The 12,553-nt window shown below is 46.1% G+C and carries 9 protein-coding genes; 7 read left to right on the top strand and 2 right to left on the bottom strand.

The window, feature by feature from the left end:
* Window positions 1–3: 3 nt before the first annotated feature.
* The 5 genes from AACR11_RS02560 (at window position 4) to tadA (ending at window position 5,097) form a co-directional block, all read left to right on the top strand.
* Entirely contained in the window at window positions 4–630 is a 627-nt protein-coding gene (locus AACR11_RS02560; protein ID WP_005447638.1) for a PilW family protein, read from the top strand.
* On the top strand, window positions 630–1,937 hold the full coding sequence (locus AACR11_RS02555) for a hypothetical protein (protein WP_005447637.1): 1,308 nt from the start codon (window positions 630–632) through the stop codon (window positions 1,935–1,937). The genes AACR11_RS02560 and AACR11_RS02555 overlap by 1 nt, the downstream gene beginning before the upstream one ends.
* Entirely contained in the window at window positions 1,927–2,337 is a 411-nt protein-coding gene (locus AACR11_RS02550) for a type IV pilus modification PilV family protein (RefSeq protein ID WP_005447635.1), read from the top strand. The genes AACR11_RS02555 and AACR11_RS02550 overlap by 11 nt, the downstream gene beginning before the upstream one ends.
* Window positions 2,338–2,626: 289 nt before the next feature.
* Window positions 2,627–4,186, top strand: a complete 1,560-nt coding sequence (locus tag AACR11_RS02545; RefSeq protein WP_005447634.1) for an AbgT family transporter — start codon at window positions 2,627–2,629, stop codon at window positions 4,184–4,186.
* A gap of 377 nt (window positions 4,187–4,563) precedes the next feature.
* Window positions 4,564–5,097 carry a tRNA adenosine(34) deaminase TadA gene (tadA, locus tag AACR11_RS02540; protein WP_005447631.1) on the top strand — a complete coding sequence of 178 codons (534 nt, stop codon included), beginning with the start codon at window positions 4,564–4,566 and terminating at the stop codon, window positions 5,095–5,097.
* Window positions 5,098–5,601: 504 nt separating this feature from the next.
* Here tadA and mltF read toward each other — a convergent pair.
* Window positions 5,602–7,206 carry a membrane-bound lytic murein transglycosylase MltF gene (gene mltF / locus AACR11_RS02535; RefSeq protein ID WP_029789192.1) on the bottom strand — a complete coding sequence of 535 codons (1,605 nt, stop codon included), beginning with the start codon at window positions 7,204–7,206 and terminating at the stop codon, window positions 5,602–5,604.
* 323 nt (window positions 7,207–7,529) lie between these two features.
* Between mltF and purL the strand changes: the two genes are divergently transcribed.
* Window positions 7,530–11,441, top strand: a complete 3,912-nt coding sequence (gene purL, locus AACR11_RS02530; RefSeq protein WP_029789191.1) for a phosphoribosylformylglycinamidine synthase — start codon at window positions 7,530–7,532, stop codon at window positions 11,439–11,441.
* 232 nt (window positions 11,442–11,673) lie between these two features.
* The gene (locus tag AACR11_RS02525) at window positions 11,674–11,976 is read left to right on the top strand and encodes a DUF3622 domain-containing protein (protein ID WP_005447624.1); all 303 of its coding nucleotides are present in this window, start codon (window positions 11,674–11,676) and stop codon (window positions 11,974–11,976) included.
* 89 nt (window positions 11,977–12,065) lie between these two features.
* Here AACR11_RS02525 and AACR11_RS02520 read toward each other — a convergent pair whose 3' ends face one another.
* Entirely contained in the window at window positions 12,066–12,488 is a 423-nt protein-coding gene (locus AACR11_RS02520) for a hypothetical protein (protein WP_029789190.1), read from the bottom strand.
* Window positions 12,489–12,553: the final 65 nt, after the last annotated feature.

Genomic DNA, 12,553 nt, shown 5'->3' with positions numbered 1-12,553 from the left:
AATATGTATAAGCAGAAAGGCGCGAGCCTCGTCGAGTTTATGATTGCATCCTCTTTAGGGCTGATTGCTCTAGCTATTGTTGGATCGCTTTACATCAGTGGACAAAAAGTGGCGATGGAGCGTTCCAAAGAGCTGATGTTACTGCAAAACACGGGCAGCGTATTAGCGATGTTAAGAAACGATATCCAACGAGCTGGCTTTAATGAAAGTGGCAGTGATTCAGTCAAAATTTCAGGTGCGACCGATACGATTTACACTCTTGATACTCCGGGGATGGGGTTGATTGCATACGCCTATCAAGTTGGGACTTCAGGTGCAGCACCACTTTATAAAAATGTTGTATATGAGCAGCGGATTAATACGCCCGAGTCTTTGTTTGTCTGTGAGAAAAAACAAACGACGATATGGAACGTCAGTCAAGTTATTGCGCTTTCTGGTACCGGTACATGCAATACGCTTTTTGATAAGAGAGCGATTCATATTAACCGCTTTGATCTTGCCGCTCGCACGCTGAAAAACACAGATGCTGAAAGCGCGGTAGTCACCATTACCTTAGGAACGGAATTAGTTGGCGCAACAAGTGTTCAAACAGAGCAGTCGTTTACCGTGAAGCAGAGGAACTGGCAGTAATGAGAAATCAACAGGGAGCCGCAGCATTATTAGTTGTGAGCGTGTTGCTGGTTGCGGCATTAATGATGTCACTGGGAAGCTACAAGTCCCTTTTCTATCAAATCAAACGTGCCAACAATCAAATTGAATCCAGACAAGAGCATTGGCGTGCAGAAGGCGGGTTAGAGTGTGTTTACAGCAAAACCAAACTAAATAAAGAATTGCCAACTAATGTCAATGACTGCATCACAGCGATGGGTCTTGATGCACTTACATTTTCCTCAGGTCCTTCAAGTCTCGTAACTTCAACGATTGGTCATCGGGAAACGAAAAAGACCATCAAGTTGCCTTCAAGTAGCGGGGCGGGGGCGATCAAATCTAAATCTGATCTGGTTATTAATGGTTCCTATACGAGCTCTCCAGATCCGAGTAAAAGTCTCGGTAGTAATTTGTGGGAGTGCACCTCCGTTCTTTATTACAACTTTTTCTACGCTACCAGTGTAAGTACTTTTCACCCTTATCAACTATCCGACAAACCTTATTCAAGTTTCCCTGATAGTCCTGCTGGACAGGAACAAAAATGTGCATCTACACACTACAGTTGGGGCACAAGTGTTGCGGCATCTAAGAGCGATTATCGCCAGTCTTCGGACATGGACCCATTTAAAGATGTCTTTGATGTCCCGCGTAGTGAATGGTTCGATGTGATGTCTGATAGCTCTTTGTTTGGATATGTACCTTTGTCGTTGAATGGTATGACATTGGACTCTGAAGCGGATCTTCCTTCTCCGGTATTCAATGATACTTGCGCGGAGGGGATAGTTAGCAATATCGAAAATGGAAAAGATCTCATTTGGGTTTACGGTGGTTGTGAAATAAACACGGCAGATTTCACGAGTATAAAGAACGCAATAGATAACAGCCTAGGGGGCAATGGAATAATCCTAGTTGTTCAAGACGGTATTTTTTCTACGATAGGGACACAGAATTTTAAAGGTATGCTTTACCATTTTATTTCTCCACTGTATGTCGACCCGACAACCGGGGCTACATTAGATTTTACCGACTGGGCAGCTTCCGCGAATGACCCTGCATTGGATGGCGTTATCGCGGCTTTAGATGCAACGGTGCCTATGGAAAAGACAAAGATTGGCTATTTTCAGCACGGAGCGTTTAACCCATTAGGAGGTTTTGTCATGGACGCGCCTGGAACATTTGCACTCTTCAATGCGGCTTTATCCTTCCAATACAATCGTGATGTGATTGACGAACCTTGGAAGAAGCTAAAGAAAGTATATTGGCAAAAGGGGTCTTGGAATGATCTCTAGACAACAAGGCTTTAGTTTAATTGAGGTGCTGATTTCTTTTCTTTTATTGGGCATTGGGGCGCTCGGACTCACTAAACTACAAATTTACATGGAACGTGAATCGGATTATGCGATTCATAGTATCGAGGCGTTGAGACTGGCTGAAAATCAACTTGAGTGGTTCCGCTCTCGTGGTGCTTCTGAGGCGATGTCTACCATTACGCCTGCCAATTTTGCTTCGATTGCAACCGGATCTTCTGCTAGTGGATCTTATGTTGTTGAGTGGGAAGTTCCAGCAGCTACGGTTTCAGGATCGCTTAAGACCATTACTATCAAATCGAGTTGGGTTGACCGAATGGGGGAAACGCAATCAGTTGAATTGAAAACTATGATTTCGCGTCATAGTGAATTCGAAAAGTGATGGATTAGGTATTCCTCTTATAATTACTTTTATCGTTAATATTGACGCTTTTTATTGCTAAATTGCGTGGTTAATGGGTGGTTTTACAACTGTTAATGCGAATGGTGTGCTACTGTTTTTTTTATGTTTAATTGATATGGCGTTTTTGCAAAATATGTCTCCAAATATGGAAAAAAACATAGAACCTTGTGCTTTCTGAGGCGCTATTTACTAGAATGCTCTGTTGAAAATAGGCCGTTATAATTATTCAAATAGGCCATGGCACCAACATCATTCATATGGAGTTACGATGAGTAACCAAGCAGTAAATAAGGCACCGTCACCGAAGCCGAGCGGGATGGATCGCTTCCTGAACTTTATCGAACGAGCAGGTAACAAAATTCCTGATCCAGCGATTCTGTTCTTCTGGGCACTAATCATTACTTGGGCTGCGTCTGCACTTTTGTCGAATGTTTCTTTCGACCTTCTAAATCCTCGAACTGGCGAAGCTCTCACAATCACTAACCTTCTAACAGGCGAAGCACTAGCAAGTTTCCTTGCTAACATGGTGACAACGTTCACTGGCTTTGCACCACTTGGTATCGTTCTTGTAGCGATGTTGGGTGTAGGTGTTGCCGATTCTTCTGGCTTCATCACCACTGGTCTTAAGAAGATGCTGAACTTCACGCCAGCTAAACTTCTTACTCCAATGCTCATTCTTGTAGCAATCGTATCGCACACTGCGGCGGATGCGGGCTACGTTCTAGTTATTCCTCTTGGTGGTATCATCTTCCACGCGGCAGGTCGTCACCCTCTTGCGGGTATCGCGGCAGCGTTTGCAGGTGTATCGGGTGGTTTCTCTGCAAACTTCATCCCTTCAGGTATCGATCCTCTATTGGCTGGTTTCACGCAAACAGCTGCGCAGGTTCTAGATCCTGAGTACGTGGTTAACCCTCTAGCGAACATCTTCTTTACTGGTCTATCTTCAGTAATTATTGTGGCTATCGGTTGGTACGTAACTGAGAAAATCATCGAACCACGCCTAAAGAACACACCAATCGACGAAGACGCAGAGAAAGCACCAGATCTAGGTTCTTTCACTGAGCTTGAGTCTAAAGCGTTCCGTTACGCTGGTTGGGCAATGATGGCGGGTATCGCTCTTCTTGTTGTGGCGCTTATTCCAGAAAACTCTGCACTGCGTTCACCTGAGGGTGAGATCACTGCGTTCTCTGCGCCAATCATGAAGTCTATCGTTCCGTTGATCTTCATCCTGTTTATCATTCCGGGTTACGTTTACGGTCGCGTTTCAGGCACGTTCAAGACAAGTAACGACATCATCAAAGCTATGGCGGATACTATGTCTACTATGGGCGCATACATCGTAATGTCGTTCTTCTGTGCACAGTTCCTATCAGCATTCGCGCAATCAAACATCGGTACGATGCTAGCGCTTTACGGTGCAGAAGGTCTGAAAGCAATGAACCTACCTGGTGAAGCTACTATCATCGGTATGATTCTTCTAACAGCTTCTGTAAACCTTCTAATCGGTTCTGCATCGGCGAAATGGGCTCTTATCGGTCCAATCCTAGTTCCTATGCTAATGGCTGTGGGTATCTCTCCTGAGCTATCTCAGGCGGCTTACCGCGTAGGTGACTCTGTATCGAACATCATTTCACCTCTGATGGTATTCTTCCCTCTAGTCGTGGTTTACTGTCAACGTTACGTGAAGTCGACAGGTATCGGTACGCTAGCATCGCTAATGATGCCATTCTCGATTGCAATGCTAATCGGCTGGTCAGTATTCCTAGTGGTTTACTGGATGCTAGGCATTCCTCTAGGTATCCAAGCGCCATACACTTACACAATGTAAATACCGTCATATTTGGCGCTGTAGCGTTGTTAACTGCGCAAGTTCACCCTAATCACATAGAGCCTCTATGCTCATAGGGCTGAACTTGCTTGTTGCCTAGCTACAACACCAACTATTTAGGTATTGGTAATTCGAAAGCGCTGGTCGAGAGACTGGCGCTTTTTTGTTTTGGGAGTCGGAACGGACTTTGCCCTTCGGGATACAAAATAAAGAGATCCCCAACTCGCTCGTACCTCGCTCTTGAGGATGACGATCAAACTGCTTTGAATCACGGTATTTGCACCCTAACAGGCAAAATCATCCCGCTTCCACTTCCCCTCTTTGAAGGTTAAAATCCACTTTCAATCACGATCTATCCCAAATTCCGGAGCTTCCTTTTGTCAGATTCTCAGTTTTCTCCTCAAGACGAACTATTTATGCGCCGTGCGATGGAACTTGCCGAGCAAGCCGAAGCTGAAGGGGAAGTGCCAGTTGGCGCTGTGTTGGTAAAAGATGGAGAGGTTATTGCGGAAGGTTGGAACCGTTCTATTTGTGCTCACGATGCAACCGCACACGCCGAGATCCAGACATTACGAAAAGCAGGAGAAGCACTAGGTAACTATCGACTGCTTGATACGACTTTGTATGTCACGTTAGAGCCTTGTCCTATGTGTGCTGGTGCGTTGCTACATAGCCGAGTAAAGCGAGTGGTTTACGGTGCGCCTGATTTAAAAGCAGGGGCAGCAGGGACGGTATTGAATTTGTTCGAAAGCCAAGCGGCATACCATTACGCAACAGTAGAAAATGGATTGCTAGAAGAGGAGTGCCGTGCTCAGTTGCAAGCGTTCTTTAAGCGTCGTCGTAAAGAAATTAAAGCCAAAAAACAAGCGCAGAAAGCGTTAGATAATGAGCAGGATACAAAGGGCGAATAAATTCAGGTGAGTAAATTAAGGTTCGCGGCAATAATTCATCTCTTTAGCAAACACCTACTCGGAAGTAGATGTTTGCTTCAAGTTCTCAGTGATTCACTAGGTGAACGAAAACACGATTACGTGCACTGACTTTCTTTTTCATACACGTAAGCTTGCGCTTACGGCGGTTAGCAGCCACTGTCTTATTCAAACGTTTTGACTGCACTCTGCGTTTTCTCATAATCAGAACCTCTTGCAGACAACGAACACACTCTCCGACACTCGCATAGCAAAGCGTCCGATTCATTATCAATTGATGACATTCTGGTGATGCACACTTCCGATGAAGGTGACATCGAGTGAGGAGAGGTGACCAAAAGAACTTACTTTTCTGCGCGCTTCGTATTGGTATGGCACCAAATAGCAACGCAAACTAGATAAGCTCGAAAGACCGGATTCTAGATAACTTTTTTTGTTGACTCAACAAAAAAATAGCGAGCTGTGAGCTCGCTATTTTCGAAAGGTTTATTCCGCCCCTGAAACAGGAATAGGTTCGGTTTTCGTCTCTGGTTTTTGCACTTCATTTGGTGTTGTGCTTTTAGCCCCTGAAACTTGCTCAGCCAAGGTTTCAACCGCCCCAGAAACCAATAGGTTTGGATCGAGTGGCGGAATGACCTGAAGATCTTCCGTATCTTCGTCAATGGCTGGTTTCTGACTGACATGACCAATGATCGATTGATAGTAACGGCGGATGTTTTCTACGTAGTTACGTGCTTCATCACCACGGGCATAACCGTAACGGGTTTGGCTGTAATAACGTTTCTGACGCAACAATGGTAGACGCTCTTTTACATCTGCCCATGCGTTTGGATCGCCGCCTTGCGCTTTAGTTAGGCGTCGTGCGTCCATCATATGACCATAGCCAACGTTGTAAGATGCCAACGCAAACCAAATCTTTTCGTGTTCATTAATGGAATCTGGTACACGAGCGACAATACGACGCAGGTATTCCACACCACCTCGAACAGACTGTTCTGGGTCAAGTCGGTCCGTTACTCCAACGCTCTTCGCAGTAGGCAATGTAAGCATCATCATTCCACGTACACCCGTCGGTGATTTTGCTTTTGGTTTCCAGTGGGACTCTTGGTAAGCCAATGCGGCGATCAAGCGCCAATCAAACTCTTCGCTGTATTTTTGGAATAGTGGTGCCCACTTAGGCAGGCTGTTGTCTAGCGCTCGGATAAAGGCGCGAGTATCGACATAATCAAATGCTTCAATATGACCGATGTACTTTTCTTCTAGTGTCGCCAACTCGCCTGACTGCTGGATATTGCCAAAGAATTCAATCAGCATCGCGTATAAGCTTTCATCTTCAGAGCGGCGAGTAAACCAAGAGACGGGTTGGTCTTCTGTTAGCTCAAAAGCAAGTGCAAGATCTGGGTATAAACGTTGAGCTAAAGACAATTCGACCGAGTCAGTTACAGTAAAACGCAGTTCACCCGTCGATACGTGTTTTAGCAAATCGCGAGTGTCTGCATCGCCAACAATCTCGAATTGAAGCTCTGGATATTCTTTTTGTAGTAACGTTAGTGTCGGAACAAATTGTGATTGTTCAACGATCTGTAGCGTTTCTGCACCTGCATTGGCATTTTCATCGACAGCCTTTTCATCTTTTGATTGTTGATACTTGATGAGCTGATCAATGTCGCGAGGACGAAGTTGTCCTTTCTTATATACCACCTGTTGGCTTACGTAGTAGTAGGCAGGTCCCGGACGGAAACGTTGCACCGCTTGCGAAGTTTGATTCAAACCTGTCGCAATGATGTCGATATCGCCTTTTTTGAGGGCAGGGAATAACTCGGCTTGACGGAAAGCAGGTTTGATTTCCAACTTCACGCCTAGTTGTTCTGCAAATTTACGTGCCAGTTCGTAATCCAAGCCAGCAGGACCGTCTGGACCAATGTAGTAGGAGAGTTGGTTATTTAGCGTGCCAACACGTAGGACACCACGCTCTTGGATTTGCTCGAATTCACTTTTAGGTTCCGACTCAATCTGACAGGCAGAAAGTAAAAGCACAGAAGCGAAAAGTAGGGCGCTGCGCTTGAGTCGGTTGAACTGACTTATTTGCATTAATTCGGTACGTCTCGATAAATTTCTAGTTGCCTTTATATCAAAGCGCGCTGGTGGGGCAAAGTGAATCAGACAGATAGAGTGCGACATTGTGTGATTTATCGACATTTTAGTCGTAATTCAAATTTGGCAAAAAAAATGACGCAAACGGTTGCTTTTGGTGTTACATCACAAAAACAATTGCTATATAATGCGCTCGCAACGAAGAGGTGGCATCGGCATAGGTTTGAAAAACCTTCGGGAATAGCTTCGAAGAAAACAGTATAACCCACTGAATTTATTCCAATATCACCTTAATCACTTGCAATAAGAGACCTAAGCACATGAGAATTTTGCGTGGCTCCCCAGCTCTTTCTGAGTTTCGTGTTAATAAACTACTGGAACTATGTCGTGAACAAGATCTGCCTGTCACTGGCATTTACGCAGAGTTTATGCACTTTGCGGATCTAAAGTCTGACCTTGATGACCAAGAGTTGGAAAAACTGGAAAAATTGCTGACTTACGGTCCAACGATCGAAGAGCATGAGCCAGAAGGTCTTTTACTTCTTGTGACTCCTCGCCCGGGCACTATTTCGCCTTGGTCTTCTAAATCTACAGACATCGCCATCAACTGTGGTCTAGACAAAGTAAAACGTCTTGAGCGCGGCACAGCATACTACGTAGAAACAGCGACACCTCTTAACGATGCTCAAATTGCAGATGTAAAAGCGCTCATCCATGATCGCATGATGGAAGTTACTTTTACTGACTTCGACGACGCAAGCGCATTATTCCAAGCTGCAGAACCTGCACCAGTGGCAGACGTTGACCTATTAAACGGCGGTCGTGCTGCACTTGAAAACGCAAACGTTACCCTAGGTCTTGCACTTGCAGATGATGAAATAGAATACCTTTACGATGCGTTCGTAAATAAGCTTGAACGTAACCCGACTGATATTGAGCTAATGATGTTTGCACAAGCGAACTCAGAGCACTGTCGTCACAAGATCTTCAATGCAGATTGGACTATCGACGGTGTTAAGCAAGAGAAGTCTCTGTTCAAGATGATCAAAAACACGTTTGAAACCACACCAGAAAACGTACTGTCTGCGTACAAAGATAACGCAGCAGTTATGGTGGGTTCAGATGTAGGTCGTTTCTTCCCGAACCCAGAAACTCGCCAGTACGGTTACAGCCAAGAGAAAGCGCACATCCTAATGAAGGTGGAAACGCACAACCACCCGACAGCGATCTCTCCATGGCCGGGCGCTTCTACTGGTTCAGGCGGTGAGATCCGTGATGAAGGCGCGACTGGTATCGGTGGTAAGCCAAAAGCAGGTCTTGTTGGCTTCACTACTTCTAACCTACGTATTCCTGGTTTTGAGCAGCCATGGGAAACAGATTTCGGTAAGCCGGGTCGTATCGTTAACGCTTTAGATATCATGCTAGAAGGTCCACTCGGTGGCGCGGCGTTCAACAACGAATTTGGTCGTCCAAACCTACTTGGCTACTTCCGTACTTACGAAGAGAAAGTTAACTCTCACGCAGGTGAAGAGGTTCGTGGTTACCACAAGCCAATCATGATTGCTGGTGGTATGGGTAACATCCGTGACGAGCACGTTCAGAAGAAAGAGATCCCCGTAGGTGCAAGCCTAATCGTACTTGGTGGTCCTGCAATGAACATCGGTCTTGGCGGTGGTGCTGCTTCTTCAATGGCATCTGGTCAATCAGCAGAAGACTTAGATTTCGCTTCAGTACAGCGTGAAAACCCAGAGATGGAGCGTCGCTGTCAGGAAGTGATCGACCGTTGTTGGCAACTTGGTGATGCTAACCCAATCGCATTCATCCACGATGTGGGTGCGGGCGGTATCTCTAACGCACTTCCAGAGCTTGTCGACGATGGCGAACGTGGTGGTATTTTCCAACTGCGTGACGTACCAAATGACGAACCAGGCATGAGCCCACTTGAGATCTGGTGTAACGAATCTCAAGAGCGTTACGTAATGGCGGTTGCGCCAGAGAACATGGAAGTATTCGATGCAATCTGTAAGCGTGAGCGCGCACCATACGCAGTAGTAGGCATCGCAACTGAAGAGCGTGAGCTTAAACTTGAAGATTCACACTTCGAGAACACGCCAATTGACATGCCAATGGATGTGCTTCTTGGTAAGACGCCTAAGATGCACCGTGATGCGAAAACGCTAAAAGCAAACAACCCGGCGGTTAACCGTGACGGCATCGAGCTGAACGAAGCCGTGGATCGCGTTCTACGCCTTCCAACGGTTGCAGAAAAAACATTCCTAATCACTATCGGTGACCGCACGGTAACAGGTCTTGTCGCGCGTGACCAAATGGTTGGTCCGTGGCAGGTTCCAGTAGCAAACTGCGCGGTAACTGCAGCAAGTTACGACACTTACCACGGTGAAGCAATGTCGATGGGTGAGCGTACACCAGTTGCTCTATTAGACTTTGGTGCATCGGCTCGTCTAGCGGTTGGTGAAGCAATCACAAACATCGCTGCGACAAACATTGGTGATATCAAACATATTAAACTGTCTGCAAACTGGATGTCTCCAGCCGGTCACCCGGGTGAAGATGCAGGTCTTTACGAAGCGGTGAAAGCTGTGGGTGAAGAGCTATGTCCTGCACTTGGTCTGACTATCCCTGTGGGTAAAGACTCAATGTCGATGAAGACCAAGTGGGAAGAGAACGGCGAACAGAAAGAAGTAACCTCTCCGCTATCTCTCATCATCACTGCGTTTGCTCGTGTTGAAGATGTTCGTAAGACAATCACACCGCAATTGCGCACAGATAAAGGTGACACGTCACTGGTTCTTATCGACCTAGGTAACGGGCAAAACCGCCTAGGCGCAACAGCACTTGCGCAGGTTTACAAGCAGCTTGGTGATAAGCCAGCAGATGTAAATAACGCAGCACAACTGAAAGGTTTCTACGAAGGAGTTCAAACTCTAGTAGCAAACGATCAAGTAGTGGCTTACCACGATAAAGGCGATGGCGGTCTATTTGTAACGCTTGCAGAGATGGCATTCGCTGGTCACTGTGGTGTTAAAGCAGACATCGCCGACCTAGGTGAAGATGTACTAGCAGCACTATTCAACGAAGAGTTGGGTGCAGTGCTTCAGGTTAAAAACGATGACCTAGACGCTGTACTTTCAACGCTAGCAGCGAACGGTCTTGAAGCATGTTCTCACGTAATCGGCTCAGTCGAAGCGTCTGATGAGCTAGTGATTACTTCTGGTGACACAGTGGTTCTTGAGCGTAACCGTACTGAACTGCGTACTATCTGGGCTGAGACGACGCATAAGATGCAAGGTCTACGTGATAACCCAGCATGTGCTGACCAAGAGCATGAAGCGAAGAAAGACAACTCTGATCCAGGTCTAAACGTTAAGCTAAGCTTCGACGTAAACGAAGACATCGCAGCGCCTTACATCGCGGGTTCTATGGTAAATACCGGTGCGAAGCCTAAGATGGCTATTCTGCGTGAGCAGGGCGTTAACTCTCATGTAGAAATGGCAGCAGCGTTTGATCGTGCAGGTTTCGAAGCGACTGATATTCACATGAGCGACATCCTAACAGGTCAAGCGGCTCTGGATGAGTACCACGGTCTAGTGGCTTGTGGTGGCTTCTCTTACGGTGACGTACTTGGTGCGGGTGAAGGTTGGGCTAAGTCTATTTTGTTCAATGCACAAGCTCGTGAACAGTTCCAAAGCTTCTTTAATCGTGACAACACATTTTCTCTAGGTGTGTGTAACGGCTGTCAGATGTTATCGAACCTGAAAGAGCTAATCCCAGGTGCAGACCTATGGCCACGCTTTGTTCGTAATGAATCTGAGCGTTTTGAAGCGCGCTTTAGCTTAGTTGAAGTTCAGAAGTCTGATTCTGTATTCTTTGACGGCATGGCGGGTTCTCGTATGCCTATCGCAGTTTCTCACGGTGAAGGTCGTGTAGAAGTACGTGATGCTGACCATCTAGCAGCGATTGAAGCATCAGGTACCGTTGCGGTTCGTTACGTGGACAACCACGGTAATCCAACGCAGCAATACCCGAATAACCCGAACGGCTCGCCAAACGCTATTACGGGTCTAACGACTCAAGATGGTCGTGTCACAATCATGATGCCGCACCCTGAGCGTGTGTTCCGCACAGTAGCGAACTCATGGGCTCCAGAAGGTTGGGGCGAGAATGGTGCTTGGATGCGTATGTTCCAAAACGCACGTAAGAACATCGGCTAATTACGGCGTAGTCCAAGGTTAACGAAAAGAATAAAGCGCTGGTTGAAAGACTGGCGCTTTTTTATTTAAGGGAATCGAGAACGTCTCCCGTCTCCCTTAAAAAACTTGCAGCGTTTCGGTAACTTTTATGCTCTAATACCGCGCTTACCAAGGGATGGTGTTAAACAGCTCAGCTTAGATGGAGTTATCAAGTTGACCGAATCCCTGATTAATCCCTTAGGAAATGAAAGAAATGTCTAAAAATCCAAAATTTGCTATCCGCGTAACTGAAAAACGTAACGGCTGGAGCGCAGAGATCACTCGTCAAGTGACATCTCGTAAGACAGTAGTATCAAAACGTGAAACTGGTTTTGACAGCGAAGAGAAAGCACAAGCTTGGGCTGAGCAAGAACTAGCGGGTTTTGTTCAAAACCAAGTTGTTCGTAACGAGCGTAAAGCAGCACAGCGTCAAGAGCGTGAAGCTGAGCAACTAGCGGCGAAAGTTCGCAAAGAAGAAGCTCGCAAAGCGCGTGAAGTAGAAGCTGACGAAGAGTAATCTCAGCCTACTAGATGGCTTATCTGTGCCGTCGATTATGAATTAAAAAATGCCCTGAGATCATCTCGGGGCATTTTTGTTTGTGTCGTTTAAAAGCAGTCCGAAGATACCGAAAAGCTCACCGAACCTTCTGCAGGGGCTGCAAATTGTTTATTACCAGCAAGCAATTGAGGATTATTCGAATAGGTTCGATACTTGTGGCTGTTTTTGGGAGTATGTACGGGCGGCAAATCGATGTTATGCAAGCCGTCAGAAAGATCTTTGGCTTCCCCATAATCATAATCTCTCGCTTCCGTTATCTCTCCTTTTGTGTATTGGCAATGATCGGGTTTGCCATCTTCTTTCCACGTTAAACCATCTGTTTGAGCATCAAGATCTAAGTTGTCTGTCACAGTGGCAGCGTAATGATCTTCTAATTGCTGGCGCTTACTGTGTTCTTCCAAATATTGAGAGATATTGTCTTGTGAAATACTCGCTGCATGCGGAGAGGCTAGGGCAGCGACAAATAACATTTGTTTCCATGTCAGCGTTTTTCTTCGAAGGCTCATAAGTCTCGTATGTAAAATGAGGGTGATAG

It is taken from the genome of Vibrio sp. L85, assembly GCF_963871815.1.
Classification (GTDB): Bacteria; Pseudomonadota; Gammaproteobacteria; order Enterobacterales; family Vibrionaceae; genus Vibrio; species Vibrio harveyi.
This window is presented reverse-complemented; position numbering and strand designations above follow the sequence as displayed.

Excerpts from the sequence above, each read along its gene's own strand:
- AACR11_RS02550 (WP_005447635.1), top strand. The coding sequence starts at position 1,927 with ATGATCTCTAGACAACAAGGCTTTAGTTTAATTGAGGTGCTGATTTCT.
- AACR11_RS02545 (WP_005447634.1), top strand. The coding sequence starts at position 2,627 with ATGAGTAACCAAGCAGTAAATAAGGCACCGTCACCGAAGCCGAGCGGG.
- AACR11_RS02525 (WP_005447624.1), top strand. The coding sequence starts at position 11,674 with ATGTCTAAAAATCCAAAATTTGCTATCCGCGTAACTGAAAAACGTAAC.
- AACR11_RS02520 (WP_029789190.1), bottom strand. The coding sequence starts at position 12,488 with ATGTTATTTGTCGCTGCCCTAGCCTCTCCGCATGCAGCGAGTATTTCA.
- purL (WP_029789191.1), top strand. The coding sequence starts at position 7,530 with ATGAGAATTTTGCGTGGCTCCCCAGCTCTTTCTGAGTTTCGTGTTAAT.
- AACR11_RS02555 (WP_005447637.1), top strand. The coding sequence starts at position 630 with ATGAGAAATCAACAGGGAGCCGCAGCATTATTAGTTGTGAGCGTGTTG.
- AACR11_RS02560 (WP_005447638.1), top strand. The coding sequence starts at position 4 with ATGTATAAGCAGAAAGGCGCGAGCCTCGTCGAGTTTATGATTGCATCC.
- mltF (WP_029789192.1), bottom strand. The coding sequence starts at position 7,206 with ATGCAAATAAGTCAGTTCAACCGACTCAAGCGCAGCGCCCTACTTTTC.